The 23,265-nt window shown below is 39.6% G+C and carries 22 protein-coding genes and 2 riboswitches; of the genes, 3 read left to right on the top strand and 19 right to left on the bottom strand.

What is annotated here, in order from left to right; genetic code table 11:
- Positions 1 to 18: 18 nt before the first annotated feature.
- From thiM to thiW, 3 genes are read right to left on the bottom strand one after another with little or no spacing between them, the layout of a single operon-like run.
- Entirely contained in the window at positions 19 to 1,536 is a 1,518-nt protein-coding gene (thiM, locus tag EL171_RS01490; protein WP_039969584.1) for a hydroxyethylthiazole kinase, read from the bottom strand.
- A gap of 4 nt (positions 1,537 to 1,540) precedes the next feature.
- Positions 1,541 to 2,383, bottom strand: coding sequence for a bifunctional hydroxymethylpyrimidine kinase/phosphomethylpyrimidine kinase (gene thiD / locus EL171_RS01485; protein WP_005387786.1), 843 nt, complete (start codon positions 2,381 to 2,383; stop codon positions 1,541 to 1,543).
- Positions 2,383 to 2,862, bottom strand: a complete 480-nt coding sequence (gene thiW / locus EL171_RS01480) for an energy coupling factor transporter S component ThiW (RefSeq protein ID WP_039969581.1) — start codon at positions 2,860 to 2,862, stop codon at positions 2,383 to 2,385. The genes thiD and thiW overlap by 1 nt, the downstream gene beginning before the upstream one ends.
- Before the next feature lie 63 nt (positions 2,863 to 2,925).
- Positions 2,926 to 3,020: riboswitch (TPP riboswitch) on the bottom strand.
- A gap of 81 nt (positions 3,021 to 3,101) precedes the next feature.
- A riboswitch (TPP riboswitch) is annotated at positions 3,102 to 3,207 on the top strand.
- Positions 3,208 to 3,260: 53 nt separating this feature from the next.
- Here thiW and cytX point away from each other — a divergent pair.
- Positions 3,261 to 4,454, top strand: coding sequence for a putative hydroxymethylpyrimidine transporter CytX (cytX, locus tag EL171_RS01475; protein ID WP_039969579.1), 1,194 nt, complete (start codon positions 3,261 to 3,263; stop codon positions 4,452 to 4,454).
- Between the two features lie 154 nt (positions 4,455 to 4,608).
- Here the strand turns inward: cytX and EL171_RS01470 are convergent, their stop codons facing one another.
- The 5 genes from EL171_RS01470 to modA all read right to left on the bottom strand — a co-directional run bounded on the left by EL171_RS01470 (position 4,609) and on the right by modA (position 8,407).
- Positions 4,609 to 5,463 (bottom strand): IS3 family transposase, encoded by an 855-nt coding sequence (locus tag EL171_RS01470; RefSeq protein ID WP_232013657.1) that lies wholly within the window; start codon positions 5,461 to 5,463, stop codon positions 4,609 to 4,611.
- On the bottom strand, positions 5,427 to 5,996 hold the full coding sequence (locus EL171_RS01465) for a helix-turn-helix domain-containing protein (RefSeq protein ID WP_039969575.1): 570 nt from the start codon (positions 5,994 to 5,996) through the stop codon (positions 5,427 to 5,429). Before EL171_RS01465 ends, EL171_RS01470 begins: the two co-directional genes overlap by 37 nt.
- A 137-nt stretch (positions 5,997 to 6,133) precedes the next feature.
- A complete protein-coding gene (locus tag EL171_RS01460) occupies positions 6,134 to 6,763 on the bottom strand; it encodes an ATP-binding cassette domain-containing protein (protein ID WP_005387774.1) in 630 nt (209 codons plus the stop codon).
- An 8-nt stretch (positions 6,764 to 6,771) separates the two neighbouring features.
- Positions 6,772 to 7,440 (bottom strand): molybdate ABC transporter permease subunit, encoded by a 669-nt coding sequence (gene modB / locus EL171_RS01455; RefSeq protein WP_005387773.1) that lies wholly within the window; start codon positions 7,438 to 7,440, stop codon positions 6,772 to 6,774.
- Between the two features lie 178 nt (positions 7,441 to 7,618).
- Positions 7,619 to 8,407: a molybdate ABC transporter substrate-binding protein gene (modA, locus tag EL171_RS01450; protein ID WP_005387772.1), complete on the bottom strand. Its 789-nt coding sequence runs from the start codon at positions 8,405 to 8,407 to the stop codon at positions 7,619 to 7,621.
- Positions 8,408 to 8,693: 286 nt separating this feature from the next.
- On the opposite strand from modA, the gene EL171_RS01445 reads away from it, so the two are divergent.
- Positions 8,694 to 9,683 carry an AEC family transporter gene (locus tag EL171_RS01445; protein ID WP_005387771.1) on the top strand — a complete coding sequence of 330 codons (990 nt, stop codon included), beginning with the start codon at positions 8,694 to 8,696 and terminating at the stop codon, positions 9,681 to 9,683.
- Between the two features lie 157 nt (positions 9,684 to 9,840).
- Here EL171_RS01445 and EL171_RS01440 read toward each other — a convergent pair whose 3' ends face one another.
- The 9 genes from EL171_RS01440 to glmS form a co-directional block, all read right to left on the bottom strand.
- Positions 9,841 to 10,131, bottom strand: coding sequence for an ArsR/SmtB family transcription factor (locus EL171_RS01440; protein ID WP_005387769.1), 291 nt, complete (start codon positions 10,129 to 10,131; stop codon positions 9,841 to 9,843).
- A 183-nt stretch (positions 10,132 to 10,314) separates the two neighbouring features.
- Entirely contained in the window at positions 10,315 to 10,761 is a 447-nt protein-coding gene (locus tag EL171_RS01435) for a universal stress protein (RefSeq protein ID WP_005387768.1), read from the bottom strand.
- Positions 10,762 to 10,930: 169 nt separating this feature from the next.
- Positions 10,931 to 12,202, bottom strand: coding sequence for a hypothetical protein (locus EL171_RS01430; protein WP_005387767.1), 1,272 nt, complete (start codon positions 12,200 to 12,202; stop codon positions 10,931 to 10,933).
- A gap of 8 nt (positions 12,203 to 12,210) precedes the next feature.
- Positions 12,211 to 12,969 (bottom strand): amino acid ABC transporter ATP-binding protein, encoded by a 759-nt coding sequence (locus EL171_RS01425; protein WP_005387765.1) that lies wholly within the window; start codon positions 12,967 to 12,969, stop codon positions 12,211 to 12,213.
- A 106-nt stretch (positions 12,970 to 13,075) separates the two neighbouring features.
- Positions 13,076 to 13,732 (bottom strand): amino acid ABC transporter permease, encoded by a 657-nt coding sequence (locus EL171_RS01420; protein WP_005387763.1) that lies wholly within the window; start codon positions 13,730 to 13,732, stop codon positions 13,076 to 13,078.
- Positions 13,733 to 13,855: 123 nt separating this feature from the next.
- Positions 13,856 to 14,668 carry an amino acid ABC transporter substrate-binding protein gene (locus EL171_RS01415; RefSeq protein WP_005387760.1) on the bottom strand — a complete coding sequence of 271 codons (813 nt, stop codon included), beginning with the start codon at positions 14,666 to 14,668 and terminating at the stop codon, positions 13,856 to 13,858.
- A 201-nt stretch (positions 14,669 to 14,869) separates the two neighbouring features.
- Complete coding sequence (locus EL171_RS01410; protein WP_005387759.1) at positions 14,870 to 15,346, bottom strand: hypothetical protein; 477 nt, start codon at positions 15,344 to 15,346, stop codon at positions 14,870 to 14,872.
- Positions 15,347 to 15,382: 36 nt separating this feature from the next.
- Entirely contained in the window at positions 15,383 to 16,369 is a 987-nt protein-coding gene (trpS, locus tag EL171_RS01405; RefSeq protein WP_005387758.1) for a tryptophan--tRNA ligase, read from the bottom strand.
- A 58-nt stretch (positions 16,370 to 16,427) separates the two neighbouring features.
- Positions 16,428 to 18,260, bottom strand: a complete 1,833-nt coding sequence (gene glmS, locus EL171_RS01400) for a glutamine--fructose-6-phosphate transaminase (isomerizing) (RefSeq protein ID WP_005387756.1) — start codon at positions 18,258 to 18,260, stop codon at positions 16,428 to 16,430.
- A 541-nt stretch (positions 18,261 to 18,801) separates the two neighbouring features.
- Between glmS and EL171_RS01395 the strand changes: the two genes are divergently transcribed.
- Positions 18,802 to 20,184, top strand: a complete 1,383-nt coding sequence (locus EL171_RS01395; protein ID WP_005387755.1) for a hypothetical protein — start codon at positions 18,802 to 18,804, stop codon at positions 20,182 to 20,184.
- Between the two features lie 108 nt (positions 20,185 to 20,292).
- Here the strand turns inward: EL171_RS01395 and EL171_RS01390 are convergent, their stop codons facing one another.
- Entirely contained in the window at positions 20,293 to 21,285 is a 993-nt protein-coding gene (locus EL171_RS01390) for a tetratricopeptide repeat protein (protein WP_005387754.1), read from the bottom strand.
- Between the two features lie 494 nt (positions 21,286 to 21,779).
- Entirely contained in the window at positions 21,780 to 23,132 is a 1,353-nt protein-coding gene (glmM, locus tag EL171_RS01385) for a phosphoglucosamine mutase (RefSeq protein ID WP_005387752.1), read from the bottom strand.
- Positions 23,133 to 23,265 lie beyond the last annotated feature (133 nt).

Below are 23,265 nucleotides of genomic sequence, written 5' to 3'. Positions count from 1 at the left end.
TTTTTTGTGTTCTATTCGCTATTTAGTACTATCCACTAAATGCTTAAACTGTTGTACCGCCTCATAAGGGTTATCTGCATGAGCAATAGCAGAAATTACAGCTACACCATAGGCCCCCGCTTGTAGTACAAGTTTTGCATTATCTAAAGTGATGCCACCTATTCCTACACATGGTAATGTTAAGCCTTCTGCTTGAAGTTCTGTAATTCGATTTGGTCCACATGGCGCTTGTGCATCAGGTTTACTACTTGTAGCATACATAGGACCTACACCTACACAATCAGCGTAAATTACATCGGTCTTATGTAGTTCCTCCACAGAGTGAATTGAAATACCAACCACCTTATGGCCCACAAGATTACGCACCTCTTCTAGACGCATATCTTCTTGACCTACATGTATACCATCAGCATTTACAGCCATCGCTAAGTCTACATCATCGTTGATAATATACAGCACATTGTACTTAGCACAGATTTGTTGTAATTGTTGGGCTAACTCTAGTTTCTGTTGCCCAATTAAAGTACCTACGCCCTTTTCTCTAAATTGGAAACAAGTCACACCGCCTCGACAAGCATCCTCTACGATAGAGAGTAAACGATTTTCATTCAGTTCCACATCTTGCGTACCACTGATGAAATATACTTGTAATTGATCTGGCACAACTACAGGGCGTATACGATTTTCAGATATAAGCACCGCATCATCGAGTGTATATAAACTATCCATAAAGGCTACACTAAAACTACCAGGTTGTACGCCACTTACTTGCACTGCACTTTCACCGGCTAAACCATAGTAAGCCAATGCGTAAGCGAGAAACTCACCGATAGACAGTCTATTTTTACATGGGTAGTAAGCACTAAAGAAAGCCGCCAATACAGCACCTAATAGACAGCCCGTACCCGTTACAGCCGTCATAATAGGGTGTCCGTGTGGAACAGCAAATACCCGAGTTCCATCAGAAACATAATCCTCTTCGCCAGTAGCTACAACAGGGCAGTTAATAAGGCGGGCTAGACGATAGGCGATAACAGCACTATCCTCGATCTGTCCTCCATCTACACCTTTACCGGTAGTGGATGTATCTGCCTGATTATTAGGACTTAAAGCATCGTAGATAGCTTTAATTTCACTTTGATTGCCTCGCACTAATGAGATCTCACCAGTCTTAATCAAGTCTAACACCACAGATAAACGATAAGCCCCCGCATGACAACCTACTGGATCTAAAACGATAGGAACCTCATGTTTCTTCGCCAGTGCTATAGCATCTTTGTAGTAACTAACTTTGTCTGGCGTAAGGGTTCCAATATTGATGAGTAGCGCCGATGCATGGACGATGAGGTCTTTTAAATCTTCACTACACTCACTCATCACCGGTGATGCGCCAATAGCGAGTAAACCATTAGCTGTAAAGGTCCTCACCACATCATTAGTAATACAAATAACGAGAGGGTTTCTCTGGCGCAAGATTTCTAATATATTGAGTTCAGGCCAAATTTGACCATTCATATATGGATTTTCATGGGTCATATCACTATCTCCTCTCGTCATTTTTCAAGAGCTCATCCATCGTTTCAGGTCCATTAGATAAGAGGCCATAAGCCATATGATTAACGGGACCACAGCCATTTCCCAGTCCAGGATTATGTTTAATAGCAAGGGCAATATAGTCCTTGGCAATACCAATGGCATCCATTACATCACGGCCCTTTGCAAGCTCCGCCGTAATCACGGCGGAGAAGGTACAGCCTGTACCATGAGTATGCACCGTATCATATTTAGGGCTTGTCCAAGTACGGACGCTACCATCTTTAGTGAAAGCATAATCCGTTGCATCTTCACCGATGTGACCACCTTTAATGATAACTACTTGAGGTCCTAAGTCCTGTAAGATACGATTCGCTGCTGTTGTTATATCGCTTTCACAATTAATAGACATGTCCGCTAAGACCTCAGCCTCGCTGCGGTTAGGTGTAATCACTGTAGCCGTCGGAATAAGTTTGGATTTTAAGAAATTCACTGCTTCATCTGATACGAGTCGGTCACCGCTAGTGGCAATCATAACGGGATCCATTACATAAGGAATTGGTTTACTCATATAAGGATAGATAAGATCCATCATCTCCGGCAAGGCAATCATGCCCGTCTTAACAGCTTGTGGTTCAATGTCAGAATACACATCGTGTAATTGTCGGTCAATACTCTCTAGCGACAGATGTTCTACATGATGTACGCCTGTCGTATTTTGGGCTACCACAGAGGTAACAACAGCCATGCCGTATACGTGACGACTTTGGAAGGATTTCAAATCGGCCATAATACCGGCACCACCACTAGGATCAGTACCAGCAATTGTCAATGCAGTATGTAGTTTCATTATGCCTCCTTATGTAATAGATGACGACGAGATAAGATTTGTAATACTATGAAACCTATGCAAGCACCTGCCACAGAGCTCATGGCGAAGGATGTAATCAAAGTCAACAATGCCAAAGGTTTACCTAATAGGAAATGGGCTATTGGATAACTTACGAGAGCACCGATAAGGCCGGTACCAATGATTTCGCCTAGAGCCGCCGCCCATAGAGCGTTATATTTCTTATATAAATAAGCCGATAACCAAGCGCCAATCATGCTGCCAGGAAAGGCTAAAGGAGAACCTAGTGCCAATACATTGCGTAAACAAGATGTACTAAAGGCAGCTCCTACGGAAAATCTTGCCCCCACCACAACGGCTAAGATAACATTAATCATATGTTGAAACGGAAAAATACGAGCCGGCCCAACAGGAATTGATGTAGTAGATAATACTACACCTAAGGCCACACATATGCTAGCAATAATCAGTTTTTTCATAATACCTCCAAACATATAAAAACAAGACCACTCCAAATGGAATGGTCTCGTAATAGTTTAGTATTATGTTTCACTCCACTTCCCTACGCAAGTATTATCTAGATCAGGTCTAGGGTTTTGAATGGTCAATCTCAGCAAAAGCACCCCTAGTGGCAATATATTTTTATACTCTAGTTATAACATTATTATACAATCTATGCAACAAAAGAATTGACGGTTTCCTATTATCCGCATATAATGAAGCCATAACGGGGTGCTCACAAGAGTGGGCTGAGAGTAAGCTATCGCTTTAACCCATAACCTGATTTGGATAATGCCAACGTAGGGAACATAGAGGATTAATAGCCGAGTTCCTATTGAACTCGGCTTTTTCTATGACTTTCTGGCAAGGAGGACGTATGAAAGATACACACATTACACAATCACAGTTCGCCATGATATGGTTTGGTGCCGCTCTATCTATAGCGGAAATCATGACAGGAACCTATCTGGCCCCCTTAGGGCTCACCCAAGGTCTATATGCCATCATACTGGGGCATATCATCGGTGGTATATTACTCTTTGGAGCTGGCCTTATCGGTGGCCGTTTACGGCAAGGCAGTATGAATACTACTGCCTTTAGCTTTGGCCCACTAGGGGCTAAAGGCTTTGCCTTTTTAAATATGCTTCAACTTATCGGCTGGACTAGCATCATGATCTACGACGCTATGCTAGCCCTACAAGAGCTAGCGCCCCTATCCCCTATGGTTTGGACCATAGCTATCGGAGCGCTTGTCATCCTGTGGCTTTTCATCGGCCTCCACAATACGGGCTATATTCAAGCCATCGTATCTGTTCTATTGCTAGGACTCACCCTTTACATGGGCGCTCACATGATATTGCAGTGGCCTAGTGACGCTAGCCTTCTATCTAGTGGAAACATGAGTTTCATCGCTGCTCTTGAATTATCTATTGCCATGCCACTATCTTGGCTACCTCTCATCAGTGATTATACGCGTGAAAGCAAAAAACCTTTCTCCGCCTCCCTTACAAGTGCTACAGTCTACACTATAACAAGTATCGTTATGTACACCTTAGGTCTTAGTGCCGCTATCTTTGGCGGTGGTGATTCCATCATTACTATCATGATGAATGCAGGACTTGGCCTTGCGGGACTCATTGTTATCATCTTCTCTACCGTTACGACAACCTTTATGGACGCTTACTCTGCAGGCGTATCTAGTACGACGATCTATAACGGTGCATCTAGTAAAGGGGTAGCCGTCATCGTTACTATCGTGGGCACTATTGCAGCGATTCTATATCCAATGGATGATATTACAGACTTCCTATACCTCATCGGCTCAGTATTTACGCCGATGATTGCCATCTTATTGGCAGACTACTTTATCAATCGCCAACAAGTACAAACATTATCGGCTTATCTCGTACGAGGTCTTATTTGGGCCGTATCTGTTGGTTTATACCACTATATGTTACATAGTGAAAGCACAATAGGTGCTACATTACCATCTTTTGCTATGGCCTTCATAGTAACCGCTATCGTTGGATATATAAGTAAAACAGCGCACGCATCAACAGAAATTAAGTAGCATTAGCAGGTAACATCTATTATAAACGTACTAATTCAATACTAAAGATTAAAGATAATGGTAAATACACTGCTATCAACTATCTAAAAAGAAAACACCTTCACAATCCACCAGTAGGTGATATGTACCCATTTTCCTGGACACATATTATTTACTAGCCTAAACACATGGATGCTTCCCTGTATTTTACAGGAAGCATCCATTTTGTTTTTTTCTGGATCCTTTTGTTGTTGTAATAGTTAATGTATTCTTCTATTGCTACTGCAAAAGCATTAAATGATGAATATTCTGTTTCAAAACCATAATATATTTCTGTTTTCAATCTACCAAAAAAGGTTTCCATCACAGAGTTATCATAACAATTTCCTTTTCTAGACATAGACTGAATAATGCCATGTTCTTTAAGTGCTTGTCTAAAATAGTTATGTTGGTATTGCCAGCCTTGATCAGAGTGGAAGATTAATCCCGAAAGATTCGTAAACTTCTTAAATGCCTTCTCTAACATACGAGAAATTTGTTCTAAGTTGGGCCTTAATGCTAAGTCATAAGCAATAATCTCATTCGTATTCATATCTAAAATAGGTGACAAATAGCATTTTCCCCACGAGAAATTAAATTGAGACACATCAGTAGTCCATTTTTGTAATGGTGCAGTTGTACTAAAATCTCTATTGACGATATTTTCTGCTACCTTACCGACTTTCCCTTTGTAAGAGTGATACTTTTCTTTCGGTCGCTTTCCTGCGAGTCCCATACAATGCATAAGTCTTTGTACTCGTTTATGATTAACTACAAAACCTCGATTAAGAAGCTCCCGATATACACGGCGTACACCATACCGCCCTTTATGTTCTGTAAAAATCTTTTGAATTTCATCTTTTAGCTCTGTATTTCTTTTATCTACAAGATCTACTTTAGTAAGTTCAAAATAATAGGTAGATTTGGACATTGGCATAGCTTTCAAAAGATGTTTTAGTTGATAGCCTTGCTGGCGGAGCGTTTTGATAATCGCTGCTTTTTCGCCTTGAGTCGCGCAGCCTCTTTTTCTTCTCTCAAGGCAATCTCTTTTTTTATGACTTCATTTTCAGCTTTAATATACGCAATTTCAGCACGTAAGCGAATGAGTTCTTCATATTCACTCTCATTCAGTGTTCGAGGTGAAGTATTCTTTGGTAGTTTCATTTTGGAATCCTTTAATGGTCGCCCTTTAGATTTATTGATAAGACCATTGTATCCCAAAGTTTTGTATTTATGAACCCATTGATACAGCTGCCCAGAATTAATACCAGCTACAATAGCTACTGTTCTCAATCCTTGTCCAGAGAGGACTTGGCATACCAAACTATATTTCTCTTCTGGAGTCCAATACTTATTAGTCCCTCGATTTTTATTAATGTCCGGGCCATGATGCTGCTCTAGTTTAACCCAGTCTCTTATTAGTCTATGAAATGTATCTGTTGTTACACCGTTAGGTGTCTTAGGCCATTCACCTCGATAGAATAATTCAATTGCTTTCCTTTTAAATTGATAACTATATCTCATGAAAATACCCCCTTTACTGGTTATCCAGTAAAGGGGGTACATATCAAGGATTATGAAGGTGTTTTTATGTATCTCTTATTTAATTTTCATAGTTTTTTTCACTGCATCAAAACTATAAGATTTTAAAATAGTTCCCATTATTCAGAAATTGTAATGAGTCCGTTTTCACAGATCCAATGTCTATCCCCTACAGCTTCTACTTCGCTTTCATCATGTGTTACCCATACGCAAGGTACATCCCATTCGCGAATGATGGAAACGAGGTCTTCACGCACTTGTTTTCGTAAGTTCCAATCGAGTGCAGATAAAGGCTCATCAAGGAGTAAAATAGTAGGTTTTGAGTAGAGCGCACGGCCTAGTGCAACCCGCTGTTGCTCACCACCAGATAAGCTACCAGCCTTGGTATTACGATATTTCTCTAAACCCAAACGTTGTAACAATGTATCACACATGTCAGGTGTGCCTCGTTTACTATAGGTAATATTATGTTCTACCGACAAGTGAGGAAATACAATATTGCCTTGCGGCATATAGCCTACTTGACGTTTTTGAGCAGGCACCCATATCTTTTTATCTCGATCAACCCACGTCGTTTCATCGTATTGAATACTGCCAGTGGTGGGTTTTACGAGCCCTGCAATGCATTTGATAAAGGTACTTTTACCACTGCCAGATTGACCAGTCAGCACAGTAATGCCAGAAGTCAGTGCCCCATCAGCTTTCACAGTCACAGAAGGTCTAGCTACAGTAAAGGAAAATGTAATCATAGAACCTCCTAGTTATTCTCTGTATGGCGGAACAAAGACCCCTTCGTAATGAGGTGAATACCGCTCAACAATGCCAATGTAAGAACACAAATATAAACAACAAGCTCAAAGGCATCCATATATTGCCCAGCCTCTACGTAAGAGTAAATAGCTAGTGGCATAGTGCGCGTTACCTTTGGAATATTGCCCGCAATCAAGATAGTCGCTCCAAACTCACCCATGGCGCGGCAGAACGCCAAGATGCTACCTGTTAAAATACCTTTCCATGCAAGAGGCACAGATATGGTAAAGAATATACGCAATTCTGAAGCGCCCAATGTACGCGCTACATCCTCCATATTATGATCAACGGACTGCAACGCAGAGCGCACTGTTTGATAAAATAGGGGGAATGCAATGACAGAGGATGCAACAACTGCACCAGAAGCGGCAAAGACCACACTCATACCATGAGCTTCGAGCCACGCACCGAACGCATATCCTGGAGTAAATACCATGAGAAGAGCAAAACCAACAACTACTGGTGGCAATACAAGAGGCAATGTAATTAGGGCATCTAAAATAGCCATACCGCCCCACTTACAGCGATTCATCCAATAACAAGCGCCTAAGCCTGTAACAATAACGATGATAAGCGCAACGCTCGCCACCCATAAGGATAGCCAAAACGGACTCATGGTACGCCCCCTTTCTATCAATAAGACTAAAATCAGTAATAATAAAAATACATCTAGTTTTAAAATGATTTACTTATTTGCATCATATAGCATGTAAAAATGTATGTCTAACATATTCATAATAATATCTATATTGTATCATAAGAAAACGCTAGCCCTGAAAGCTAGCGTTTAACTCTTATTTAGAAGGAGAGAAACCGTATTTTTCTAATACTTTTTGGCCTTCTGGGCTCATTACATATTGGTAAAAGTCTTTTGCCAATGCGTTGTCATATTTTTTAATGATACCGATTGGATAAATAACTGGATCATGGGAATCTGCCGGTGTTACAGCAGAAATTTGAACTGCATCACCTGCAGCAATAGCATCTGTTTTATAGATAAAGCCCGCATCACCAGCACCTTGGCTAATGGATGCTGTTACAGCTTTTACGTCTTTAGCATATACTACATTTGGTTCAACTTGTTCCCAAACACCTAATTTTGTTAATACTTGTTTACCATAATTACCAGCTGGTACAGTTTCAGGATTACCTAAAACGATACGTTTAACAGAAGCAATTTGATTTAATTCAACTTTAGGTTGCCCTTTTGGAACTACGAGAACTAATTCATTAGTTACAAATGGTTTAACATCTGTTACAAGGTCTTTATCTTGCAACATTTTCATATTCTTTTCGTCGGCAGAGATAAATAAGCTTGCTGGTGCACCTTGTTCAATTTGTTGGCGCAATGTGCCAGAACCAGCAAAGTTAATAGCAATTTGGTCGTCTGCTAAGTTATGACTCTTTTTGTAGGACTCTGCCAATTCAGTAAGGGCCCCTTTCAAGCTCGCTGCCGCCTGTACAGTAATCTTTTCAGATGTGCTTGGTTTAGCAGAATCTGCTGCTTTGTTTGTGTCACTACCACACCCCACTAACAAGGCTAGCATGAAAACGCTCATTAATACTAATAGAATTCGTTTCATAATTCCTCCTGTGCATCCCTTTTGGACTCCACACTGTGAAAGCTATGGTTACTCACCGTAGAGACACGTTCAAAGAACAAACTAAATATACGATATATTCACATTATACTATATATTTGTTAATTAATATGTATGTAAAAACTCACATTTTGCATATATATTTCTGATGAATATCATAAGAAATCATAATGGATAAAACTTTTAAGCCCCGAACAATACATACTATGGTATGATAATACTATACATTAAATCCATACTAAATTAATAAGAAACTCTAGGTGAGATAATGAATATATTCGAGCTAATAGGACATATATTTATGAACTCTATGATTCCTATTTTTATACTGATAGGCGTAGGGTTTATATTGGATAGAAAATTTAAACTAGATTTATATACGCTGAGTAAACTAAACTTCTACATATTATTGCCTACCTTTGTATTTAGGGCTATGTATGAAGCTAAATTTACATCAGGTACGTTAGAAATCGTATTTTGTGCACTAGTTGTACTCATACTGAACTCTATCCTTTCAGGTGTAGTCGGCAAAATACAAGGTTATGATGTAGCAAAAATCGCCACATTAAAGAACTGCGTTATGTTTAACAATGTCGGCAATATGGGCATCGCCCTTGCCATCTTTGTATTTACCAATGTGCCTTACGTCATCGATGGCGCAACCCCCTATGCTGATTTAGGTCTTGTCAGCGTCGTATCCATTATGATTATACAGACCATTACAAGTAATACCTATGGTTTCTACCAAGCTGGTGCTGGGCGTTTGAGCACAAAGGATGCGTTAAGTGTAGTCTTCCATATGCCTATGGTATATGCTATACCGCTTGCATTACTTTGCCAGCTCTTACCATTTGATTTACACGGCCTATTCTTCTTTGCCCCTCTTAAAATCTTTGCTAATGCCTTTGTAGGCGTTGCTATGATCGCTTTAGGGGTGCAGATTAACAGAACGCCATTAAACTTCTTTAAGGCGGATGTTATGCTCGCTACATCCTTACGTCTCGTCGTAAGTCCTCTCATTGCTGCAGTTATTACTATATTATTTATAATGTTCTATGGTCCTATGCACCCGATTGCAGCGCAAACGATTGTCATCACCTATAGCGTACCAACAGCCATCAATATGGCCCTTATTGCTATCGAGATGAAAAACAATCCAGAATACGCTACGCAAATTGTAATGGGTACAACCATACTATCAGCAGTAACTATGCCACTATTTATTACGATAGCCTATTACCTTTTCCCATTATATTAATACTAGTATACCTATACAAAAAGGAGCCGTATAAACGGCTCCTTTTCTTATGTTTTAACTTTATATCTCTTTAAAGGATATGTATATCATGACTACTTTTGTATATCCCTAATCAAGTTAGACAAATAGTATGCAATATGGCTATATGGCTATATAACTATTGATGAGATACGTGTTCCATACCCATTCTTACGAGACCTTCTACATGATCATCGTTCAGAGAGTAGTATGCAGTTTTCCCTTCCTTGCGATAAGTTACGAGACGCGCTTGACGGAGTACACGCAATTGATGAGAAATAGCAGATTGACCCATTCCCATTGTTTCAGCAATGTGATTTACACACATTTCATTTTCTAATAATAATTCTACTATTTTTAGGCGTGTAGGGTCACCCAAGATTTTAAACAGTTCTGCCAGCTTTAGCAATGCTTCTTGTTTGTCGCTCATATAGTCCCCCAATAATTATCTAATGCTATTTTATAATATGGTTCTCATAAAACTTAAGTTCATTCTTATTTATTTGTAAACCTGAAAGGCATACATATAAGTATTATATCATTTTTACGATGTAAAAAAGAGACTTTGTTACAACAAAGTCTCTTTTTGTATCATATCTGTACAGGATATGAATTATTTAATGATCAATACAGGGCAAGTGGAGTGACTAGTTACATAGCTACTTACGCTACCCATGAATAAGCCTTTCAATGGGCCAAGGCCACGGCTACCCATTACGATAAGATCAGCATTGTATTTTTTAGCTACTGCTAACAATGCAGGACCAGGGGAACCAACTTCGAATACGCTTTTAACTTTTACGCCTGTAGGAATTTCTTTCACTACATCGTTAAGAATTTCTTTACCAGTTTCTTCCATATCTTCTGCAATTTGTTCAGATACGTAACCACCGGAAATTGGTGTTTGATCGAAATTGGAAATAGCAGACACGATGTTTGCAACGTGAACAACAATCAATTCAGCATGGTTGCGGTCCGCTACAGCGAGAGCATGTTCCAACGCACGTTTAGCATTTTCAGAACCATCAGTAGGTACGACAATAGTTTTGTAGGTAACCATAATAACCCCTCCTATTTCTAATCCCTCAAAGGGGATATGATCAAAGATCGTTTAGCCTATATTATTATATTCTAGACCATCAAGGAAAACTCCTCTTTTTCTAGAGGATTTCTTTTATTATAGCACAAATCATACAGATTTATACAAATAAAAGAATATTATGTGTATATTATAAAACTTGTGATGATTGGTTAGTATTCAATGTGGTAGTCAATCTGAATCCATCAAGCACATCAATAAGCTCTGGTGTGCTAAGGCTAGTGCCTGCTGGACCAATCATACGAGCTACCGCCACATTGCCTTCATTACCTAAGATAATAGTAGCGGCAAAGGATACTGGTGCAGCTGCAGATGTATCAGCTGTATTAGGATTCTTCATATGACCTGCCAAGTAGAACATCACATTACCATCGATAATATGCGTTTCATAACGCGTGATCGTTGCCTTATTCACCTCAACCAATTGTTTAAGGTAATAATCACCTAGCATTTGTTTGCCCATCATTGTAGGCATGCCTGTGCTAACCGCTTGTACAGGAATTGTAAAGGATTCAATATCGAGGCGTACATTATGCTTAGCAAAAGCAATTTTACCCTTTTCATTTAGACGGGTAAAACCTTTTGGATAGGCAAATTTAATGCCTTCAGCTACACTGATATCACTTGTGCCAGAGATAAACTGCTTAACACCTTTAATTGTACTAGAACCAGACTTATTTAGTAATTCAAAGGATGGAATCGTATGCTCCATCAAACCTTGTTCCATAAATTCCCCTTGAATAGGAGCATAGGTGCTCGCCAAGTTATAGCGATGCGTTGGATCCTTATCCATGATGAATTCTGCTTCAAATACGGATTGAACAGGCTCTGTAGATGTCATTTCAGCATAAGACTTTGGTGTCGTCTTATCCCAACGTGCTGATATAGCCCCTTTCTTGTTAAAGAAGCCCCCAACGATATCGTTATTTTCAAAGACATTACTATGCTGACGCCAGATGCTCAAGTATTCTTCATCAGACATGCCCTTGATTGGCACACCATACCAAGTCGTATTCCATTCCTTTTGAGATACCCCGTCTTGCGGTGTATTATTGCGTTTTGTGAAAGACACAGTATAGGAATCATCTTGTGTTGGACCTGCTAGGTTGAAAGAATAGCCTTGAATATGCTCACTTTCACTACGCACATCCATATCTAGCTTAACACCATCGGCTACACGCCATGGTATGGTAAAGGTATAGCCATTTTTATAATCCTTAACTACTGTATTCATCGTAGTCGCATACGATTTATACTGATCTGGCAAAATAGAGGCAGAGTCTTTTTGGGAATCTACGATTGCCATCGGAGTTCCAGGTGTTCCTTGCAAACCTTCTGCCATAATAGAGGTCGTGCTCATAGCCATGACAGCTAACGTAGCAGCAATAAAACGTAACTTCATAAGACCTCCTATAACATGTTCTCCAAGAATGCTTTCGTTCTATCGTTCTGTGGGTTGTTGAAAATTTGTTCTGGTGTACCTTCCTCTTGGATAACACCATCTGCCATGAAGATGACACGATCAGATACTTCACGAGCAAAATTCATTTCATGGGTTACGATAATCATCGTCATATGATCATCAGCCAGCTGTTTAATAGTCTTAAGAACCTCACCAGTTAATTCTGGGTCAAGAGCGGATGTTGGTTCATCAAAGAGCATGATTTCTGGATTCATCGCCAATGCACGAGCAATGGCCACACGTTGTTGTTGCCCGCCAGACAAACGGGATGGATACATATCGCGCTTTTCCCATAAGCCAACTTTATTAAGTAATCGCTCTGCAATCGGTAAAATTTCATCATCTTTCATACCTTTTACCATACGCGGTGCAATCATAATGTTATCAAGCACCGTCATATGAGGGAATAAATTGAAAGATTGGAACACCATACCCATGCGTAATAGCAAGTCATGTTGTGTTTCTTGGCTAGCATAGTTTACAGTGCCATTAGCATCTGTACTAGCTAGAACTGTACCATCTACAGTAATAGAGCCACCATCAATGGTTTCCAATTGCCCTAAGCAGCGCAAGAATGTAGATTTACCAGAGCCAGATGGGCCGATAATAGAAACGATTTCCCCTCTATCCATTTTGAGCGATACATCGCGCAATACAGTTTGATTGTTAAAGCGTTTTTCAATACGCTCCATATTTACAAATGTCATAAGTACCTCTTACATCGTCGTATAAATAAATAGCTGTAATTTCAAACGGGCTATAGCCCTTTAAAACAACTAAGTCCATATCTACGACACACTACTACAGAATAGATTAATCTTCATATACAGCAAATCTTCTTTCTAAGTAGTTGAAGATATTTGTCAAAATAAAGGTAAAGATCAAGTAGAACAAAGCTGCCACCAAGAAAGCAGAGATATCAAAGTCACGTTGTACGATAGATTTTGTAATACGCAAGATATCATTCATAGCCAATACGTATACAAGAGACGTATCTTTCAACAAGTTAATTGTTTCGTTCGCAAGCGGAGGCAATACGCGTTTAAACATTTGTGGCAAGATGATTTTACGCATTGTTTGAGCATAGGTAAAACCAAGAACCTTTGCCCCTTCGTACTGACCACGAGAAATGGATTGAATACCACCGCGGAAAATTTCACATAAATAAGCGGCGTAGTTTAATACGAATGTAAGAACAGCGGCTGTAGCATCATCCATTTGTACCGCACCATCTGTAATGATAGGCAATGCATAGTAAACGAATAAAATTTGTAGCATTAATGGTGTGCCGCGCATCAAATATACGAAAGCTTCAACAATTTTGTCGAGCACTGTAAATTTAGATAGACGTACCAAAGCAAGTAAGATACCGCCAGGAATGGATAAAATCCATACAATACAGAAGAGCGATACGGTTACCTTTAAACCATCAGCGATGGTTGGGATAATCTGCAATAAATAATCTAACATGGAATACTCCTTCAAAACACGACTAGAGAAGAGGCATCTGGCCTCTTCTCTAGTGTACATTTCGTTCTTTAATTATCTGTTGTACATACTGACCATAGTACTATTAGTATATCACGAATTGTACTATTTAGCATCGCTCTTATCTAGGTCTGCGCTAGAGCCCAACCATTTTTCAACGATTTTATCAGCAGTACCATCTTTTTTCATGTCCGCTAAGATACCATTGATATTATCACGTAATGCAGTGTCATCTTTACGGAAACCAACAGCGAAGTTGTCAACACCGTAATCAGTACCGTCTACGATTTTGTATTTACCAGGTTCTTTTGTCATGAGGTAACGAGCGATAACACCATCGGCGATAACTGCATCAACACGACCAATACCAAGATCCATGAAAGCACTTACGAAGTCAGCATAAGATTTTGTTTCTTTCACAGTTTTACCGCTTGGATCATTTTGTAATGCAGATTCACCAGTACTAGCTTGTTGAACACCTACTACTTTACCTGCTAAATCAGCTTTGGATTTGATGGAGTCATCATCATTACGAACAACGATGTATTGTTTATCCTTCATGTATGGATTGGAGAACAAAATATTTTTCTCACGTTCAGGAGATACTGTTAAGCCATTCCATAAAGCGTCGATTTTTTTAGATTTCAACTCGGCTTCTTTACTGGACCAGTCGATAGCTTTGAACTCTACCTCCATACCAGCGCGTTTAGCTGCTTCTTTAGCCATATCGATATCTAAACCTACGATTTCGCCTTTATCATCTTTAAAGCCCATTGGAGGGAAGCTATCATCTAAGCCGATAACGATTTTTTTAGGTAATTCTGTATTAGCGGTTTTAGTATCGCTACCACAACCCGTTACAAATACCATCATAGATACTGCTGCAAGGCCAACGGCCATCATTTTTTTCCAATTCATAACTATCCTCCACGGTGTGTTACACCTTTAACTACTTGCTATTATATGCTGTACAGAACTCACCTCTGCACCCGATGATTGTATTATACTTTAGTTCGTTAAAGTTGTAAATAGCTAATTTGATGAATTTTTGGATTTTCTTAATTATCCATGCTACATACTATGTTTTATAGCTCAAAAGCCTTTGTATATACTTATCCTTTAAAGCTCTGAATGCTTATGAATAGCCTCAATCATGGCCATTTTATCTTTATACCCTACCTGTGCAAGATCTAAGGGGATTACATAAATGCCACCATGACCATTCATGGCCTGCAATTCACGCCAACCTTCAGTAAATCCAATAATATGCTCGTAATCGACAAAAACAAAATATTCATCCCCATGAAAGAGACTGTGAAAGTATTCTATAAAAGAAAAAGGCCTACGTTTTAACACGAGGCCCTTTTCACAGATAAAAGCTTGACTTTCACCTAATCTATGAAGGGTCCACAATATAAGGAGTAACAACAGATAATACAATATACGCTCAGCCCAATCGGACGGCAAATATTTCACAATTAACACGCACACCAATAGACCGACGATGCGTCCAGTCCACTGGATTCCACGATGTATTTCTAAGCTCTGTTGTACGGCACCTGATGAAAAGCGTTCCATCGCCTCTTGTTTCGTCATGGCTTACCTCACAAATTGAAAGTCTACTATATGATTTTATTTACGGCACAAGCCCATAGCTTGCTCAACTTTACGGTACATTTGACTCGCTTTAGCATGAGCCTTAGCAGCACCTTCATCGAGAATGACATCAAGTTCAGGGCTTGTAATCAATTCATTGTAACGTTGTTGGATTGGCTCAAGAGTTGCCACTAAAAGGTCGGCAATATCGGATTTAAATACGCCATAACCTTTACCTGCATACATTTCTTCGATAGCTTCATAGCTGTCTTTTGTGATAGCACGGTAAATGCCCATCAAGTTAGAAATGCCCGGTTTGTTTTCTTTATCGTAACGCACTGCATTATCAGAGTCAGTTTGAGCGCGTTTCAATTTTTTCACAATCAAATCTGGTGCATCCAAAAGGCGAATGGTAGCATTTTGGTTATCATCAGATTTACTCATTTTCTTAGTTGGCTCTTGTAAGCTCATAACGCGAGCACCACCTTCGCCTACCTTGATATCAGGTACTACGAAAGTTTCACCGAATCTACGGTTAAAACGCTCTGCCAAATTACGAGTCAACTCAAGATGTTGCTTTTGGTCCTCACCTACAGGAACATAGTTTGTACCATATAACAAGATATCTGCCGCCATCAATGGTGGGTACGTAAGCAATGCGGTAGGAATAGAGTCACCTTGCTTTTGAGACTTATCTTTGTACTGCGTCATGCGCTCTAATTCGCCAACATAGCTAATAGATTGCATAACCCAACCGAGTTTAACATGCTCAGGTACTTCGGATTGTACGAACAATGTTACCTTTTTAGGATCGAGGCCAACCGCTAGGTACAACGCAGCCAAATTACGAGTATTTTGGAATAACTCTTTTGGATCTTGCGGTACAGTAATCGCATGTTGGTTAACGATACAATAATAACATTCGTCAGTATCTTGATAGTCTAAGAAATTACGTAAAGCCCCCAAATAGTTACCAAGTGTTAACTCACCACTTGGTTGGATGCCGGAAAATATAACTGCCATAATAGTCTCCCTATATTGAAATAAACCAACAGTGCCGAAGCACTGTTGGTTATATATATTATTCTACGGTTACAGATTTAGCTAAGTTACGTGGTTTATCTACATCTGCGCCGCGTGTAATCGCTGCGTAGTACGCTAATAATTGTAATGGTACAACTGCAAGGATTGGAGCGATGAATTTATTCGCACGTGGAACATAGATCGTATGGTCTACGTGTTTAGATAATTCTTCGTCACCTTTCATGCCGATACCGATTACAACCGCTTCACGAGCTTTTACTTCGCGGATGTTGCTGATCATCTTATCGTATACATCCTCTTGTGTAGCCAATGCGATAACAGGTACGCCTTCTTCAATAAGAGCTAATGTACCATGTTTCAATTCGCCACCAGCATATGCTTCAGCATGAATGTAAGAAATTTCTTTCAATTTCAAAGCACCTTCCATCGCTACTGCATAGTCGATAGCACGGCCCAAGAAGAACGCATCAGATTTGAAGCCATAATGTTTTGCAAAGGCTTTCATATCTTCGTCTACTTCAAAGATTTCATGAATCAATGTAGGCAAGTTTTTAACGCCGCTAAGGATTTCTTCACCTAAAGCTGGATTCATTTTGCCATTTAATTGACCAAGGTATACAGCAAACAACAAGCCTGCTACTAATTGAGTAGTGTAAGCTTTTGTAGATGCTACAGAGATTTCAGGACCTGCCCATGTGTACACAGTGTTATCTGCTTCACGAGAGATACTGGAACCTACTACGTTTGTAATTGCTAAGGATTTAGCACCAAGGCGTTTAGCCTCTTTCAAAGCAGCCAATGTATCAGATGTTTCACCAGATTGGCTGATAACGATACATAATGTTTTGTCATCAGTCAATGGATTGCTGTAACGGTACTCGGATGCGATTTCCACACTTACAGGAATGCGCGCCAAGTTTTCAATATATTGTTTTGTTACAAGACCAGCATGGTATGCTGTACCACATGCAACGATGAGGATTTTGTTGAAAGCTGCTACATCTTCAGCAGTCCAATTCAACTCATCAAAGATAGCTGTTTTACCATCTTCAGAGATATGTGTACCGAAAGTATCGCGTACAGCTTTAGGTTGGTCATGAATTTCTTTCAACATAAAGTGTTCATAACCGCCTTTTTCTGCTGCTTCCGCATTCCAGTTAACATGGAATACTTCTTTATCAACAGGGTTGCCTTCACGGTCAAATACAGATACATTATCACGAGTTACAATAGCTAATTCACCATCGCTCAAAATGTATGTATCGCGTGTGTAGTTAATGATAGCTGGAATATCGGATGCTACAAAGTTTTCGCCTTTGCCAAGACCGATAACCAATGGGTTTTCTTTTTTAGTACAAATGATTTTGTCTGGCTCATCAGCGCAGATGATTTCAAGAGCATACGCACCATCAACACGAGCTAGCATGCGACGTACTGTGCCTACGAAATCGCCATCATACATATCTTCTAATAAATGAGCTACTACTTCTGTATCAGTTTCAGATTTGAAATGGTACCCTTTTTCAATGAGCTCTTCTTTTAAAGGCATGTAATTTTCAATAATACCGTTGTGTACAACAGCAAATTTACCATCTTCAGATGCATGAGGATGGGCGTTCATATCAGATGGGCGACCATGAGTAGCCCAACGAGTATGACCAATACCTATAGTCCCTTCATTAGGATCTGCTTTTACAATCGCCTCAAGATTAGCAAGGCGGCCAACCTTCTTTTGAATTTTAATCACATTTTCAGGGCCGATAACAGCAATACCTGCAGAGTCATAACCACGGTATTCTAATTTCGCCATACCGTCCAACAAGAAATCAGATGCTTGATTAAAGCCAATGTATCCTACGATACCGCACATAAGTATATCCTCCTATAACTGGGGGTATTTCTAGCCCCAGCCAACAACTAAGGCTAACAAATTACTATTCTAACTTAACAATCTAAGTTAATGTTCAAATTATGTATCAAATAGTATTTGAATACAATTCATTCAGATACACTTTGTCCCCATCGTTACCGATGGGCTTTTTAGTATCTGTTACGACATGAATATGCCGGAAGAGCATCCGCTGATGATTCGATTACTCTTCACCTCGTCTACCCTAACGACTGCCTTCGTGGGTACTTGCGCTATTCGCCTTTACGAATTAGGGAACTCCTTTCTATAAGATACGGCAGATCTTAATAGTATACATCATATACCAATCTATATTATACGTGATAAGTAATGGTGAAAGCAAGATATCCTCATCGACATATCTAAACATCACGGTTAATATTTGTTTATAAATCCCATGTATCATTCATACTATTTTCACAGATAATTACTATACTTCTTACAATCTTAATTTTACACAATTCGATTTTATCGCGCAATAAATATTTGGAGGTTATTATATATGACACATTCACGTAATTATAAAACTTTAAGACGTTTCATCGTTCCAGCTTTAGCGGGCGGCGCCCTCGCAGCACTCGCATTCGCCCCTACCTTTGGTGCAGAACCAGTACAGTCTAATGTTCCACCACAAAGCATAGCTGCCCCTAAGGCTGATGCACCTAACGCTAATATGCCTAAAAATGATGTACCTAGACCAGATGATGTAAAGACAGGAGAAATTAACGAACCAACGCCTCATAAGGAAACTGATTCTAGTACTTTCACAGGCACATCTGTTATTAGTGAAAATAAAACATTAGAACACCAACGGTTCGACAATACTACAAGCGATCAAAATGCTTTCATCGGAAAAAACAAAGCCACTATCACCATCGATAGCAGCGTATTTGATAAACAGGGTAACACCACAAATGATGACAACAGTAATTTCCGCGGACAAAATGCAGTAGTGCTCGGCATCGAAGGCAGTCAAACTAGCATTAAAAATAGTAATATCACATCTAATAGCATTGGCTCTAATGCAGTATTTGCCACCGGCGAAGGATCTGTTATCAACGTAGAGAATACTAATATTCACACAAAAGGTGATTCCTCTCGCGGCTTAGATGCAACCTATAAAGGCACTGTAAACGGCAAAAATTTAACCATTACTACTGAAGGGGCTCACTCTGCTACACTCGCTACAGACCGTGGCGAAGGCACTATTACTGCGGAGGCAGCTAAGCTTACAACCTCTGGTGCGGGTAGCCCTGTTATCTACTCCACCGGCAATATTACAGCAAACAGTATCAACGGCGTAGCTAACAAGAGTGAAATAGGCGTCGTAGAAGGTAAAAACTCCATTACCCTTACGAACTCTAATGTTACAGGCTACCACGATAATGGCTTCATGCTATACCAAAGTTTCTCCGGTGATGCTGAAAGCGGTATTGCTCGTTTAAAAGCAGAAAATAACACACTTACAACTCATGGTACAGGCGCTTTCATCTATGTAAACAACACCACAGCCGAAGTAGACCTTACAGGCAACGCAATTGTAATGCCAAATACTACCACACTCGTGAAAGCCGCAGCAGACTCCCGCTGGGGTAAAGATGGTGAAAACGGTGGTCACCTCACACTTCGCGCATCCAACCAAGAACTTAACGGTAACATCGTAGCCGACTCCATCAGCACTGTCGCACTAGACATGACTAATGGATCCAGCCTCGTAGGCGCTGTAAACACAGACAACACAGCTAAAGAAATTACAATGAAACTCAGCAAAGACTCTACCTGGACACTCACAGGCAACAGCTATGTAAAATCCTTAACTAACGAAGACACAACAGGCAGTAACATTCACTTGAATGGATATAAACTCGTTGTGGCTGATAAATAAAACCAAGAAATAAAAGAGGCAACGTCGTCGACGTTGCCTCTTTTATTTCTATGCCGATTTAGAACCATACAAAGCTGCCTAAGGTTATACCAAAATTTATTCTAAGAGTTAGTCTATCAAATAGCAGTCATATATGGGCCATAGTTTTAGTTCAACCACAGGCTTATAGTTTTCATATTTAATCTTATGCTCTAATATATTTAGGCTTTCTAAATCATCTTCCCAACATTGGAGATACTCTTGCCTCTCTTCTTCACTCGCAAAGTCATCATCTATTTTTACATCTTCAATACATGCTAGTATTTCTGTTCGTTGTTTGATCACTTCTAGATAGAATTGGTCATGTTGGTTCATAGTCCAAAGGCCAAAATAATAAGGGCCGTAATTTAAGTCACAAGTGCTTTTAGCCTTTTCACATTCTTCTAAGAATAACTTGTACTCATCTAATACATAATAGGCGTTAAAGATATCAAACTCCCAAATTTCATCATCTCGCTGATATGTAGGATCTCCACCAATCTTAATTTTCTTCAAATAATCAAGGGATTGGATTTTATTTCCTAAATACACATCACAATAAGCTATACAAAGAAATAATCGCATTCTATTTGGATAGTTTTCAAGTAACTGCAAAAATATGGTCTTTGCTTTTTCATATTCTTTGAGTTCAAATAAACATACGGCACGGCCAAAGTTCATTTCATAATTATATGATATGCTTCGTCCCTTTTCATAAGTCAGTAAGCTTCTCTCCAATTCCTCTACTGAGCCCTTATCTGCATAAGATGAGAAATGATACAAAGCCAGCCCTCGGTAGGTCTCTATATATGGAGAATTTAACTTTACAGCTGCAGATAGATACTCATATTCTTTTATATTGCCCTCATCATTATAATAAAAAGCCAAATTAGTATAAACTTTAGCTTTTTCAACATCATTCAATTCATCACTATATTTTTCTAAGAACTTCTCCAAGATAAGCTGTGAATTTTTCTCTCTCCTCGCTTGTGATTCAGCATATGCAAGCTCACAGGCAGAATCAATACTATTCGGGCACTCATTAAGGAGAGTCTCAGCCTCCCCTTGATTTATATTTTTCATATTACACCTTAACTATTAAACCAATACGATTTAAACTATATAGCTATAATAACATAAGTCATACCCTATGTACGTATTTGCAAAAACACCATTCCATCTCTTAACTATGTAAGAGATAAATTACATCATCTCTGCTATCCTCCTCCCCATATACGAAATAACTCTTAATGAGTAGAAATGGTATAATGCAGAAATATTTGCGCCATAGTGACGGTTCCATTCGGTAACCATCCTAAATAAATATAAAATAAATACCCTCCTATATATGTTCCTGCAGCGACTTTACGTAGGACGGAGCAAAGGGACATATATAGGAGGGTATACCTTTAATATAAAAATTGTTAAATAGAATTAGTTCTCACAAGAACAGTAGGTTTAATCTTAGTAAAAATGGTTCCTCGCTGTGGATTTTACTTTGCAAAATCTTACGCTCGGAACAAAGTGATGTGTGGGCTTCATCGTCGCAAGCTCCTCTGCCGCCTCACACCCTACTTTTATTCAGCCAACCCTTGTTCTCTACCAATAATATCAGCAATTTCTTGGCATAAGGATTGTAATTCTTCTTGATTAGGGCCTTCAGCCATAACGCGGATGAGTGGTTCTGTACCAGATGCACGTACAAGTACGCGACCTTCTACACCAAGTTCACCTTCTGCTGTTACGATGGCCGCTTTAATGAGATCATTATCTTCCCAACCTGTTTTTGTAGCAACACGAACGTTGATAAGAACTTGAGGATATTTTGTCATAATGCCAGCCAACTCAGAAAGTGGTTGGTTTTTCTCTTTCATAAGCGCCGCTACTTGTACAGCTGTCAACATACCGTCACCAGTTGTATTATGATCCAAGAAGATTACATGACCAGATTGTTCACCCCCAACGGAGAGATTGTGTTCACGCATATATTCCAATACATAACGGTCACCAACAGCAGTAGCAAAGGTTTTCATGCCTAATTCTTTAGCTGCTTTATGGAAGCCGATATTACTCATAACAGTACCAACTACAGTATTGTCTTTAAGTTTGCCCTCTTCTTTCAATTTAAGAGCACATAACAACATAATTTGGTCCCCATCGAGGACTTGACCTTTTTCGTCTACTAACAAGCAACGATCTGCATCACCATCATTAGCAATGCCTAAATCAGCATGGTGTTGTTGAACAGCTACTTGCAAGCCTTCAATATGGGTAGAACCACAATGATGATTGATATTCAAACCATCTGGATTTACGTTAATGTTGATAACTTTAGCGCCAAGGCCAGCTAAAATTTCAGGGCCTACGCTAGAAGCGGCACCATTGGCACCATCATAAACGATTGTCATGCCTTCCAAGGATGTATCGATTGTGTGTCGTACAAAGTGAGCATAGAAATGAGCCAAGTTGCTATTGTACTCAATGGTACCAATGCCATCACCTGTAGGACGTGGCAATTCATTTTCTGCACTTTGACGAACATACGCTTCCAATTGATCTTCTACTTCATCTGGCAATTTATAGCCATTGCCATCAAAGAATTTAATGCCATTATCTGGATATGGATTGTGAGATGCAGAAATAACTGCGCCCGCATCAAAACCTTGTTGACGCACTAGGTATGCTACTGCTGGAGTTGGTACAACACCTGCAATAACTACATTACCACCTACAGAACAGATGCCTGCTGCTAATGCACTTTCAAGCATGGAACCAGAAATACGCGTATCGCGACCGATTAAGAACGTAGGATGTTCCTTTTCCTTACCAAAATGCGTGGCCGCTGCGCGACCTAAATGATAGGCTAATTCAGGTGTTAAAAATTCATTAACAACACCACGTACACCATCTGTACCAAATAAACGAGCCATAATTATCCTCCTCTAGGGATTGTGAAAGTCACAAGTCCTCATATATTCACTGTTGTGTATTATATCACAATATATACACTACACATATAGATACTATACAGATATATTATTTTACAATATCAATATGAACCTA

It is taken from the genome of Veillonella dispar (genome assembly GCF_900637515.1).
GTDB lineage: Bacteria > Bacillota > Negativicutes > Veillonellales > Veillonellaceae > Veillonella > Veillonella dispar.
Note: the sequence above shows the minus strand (reverse complement) of the source record. Positions and strands in the feature narration are given on the sequence as shown.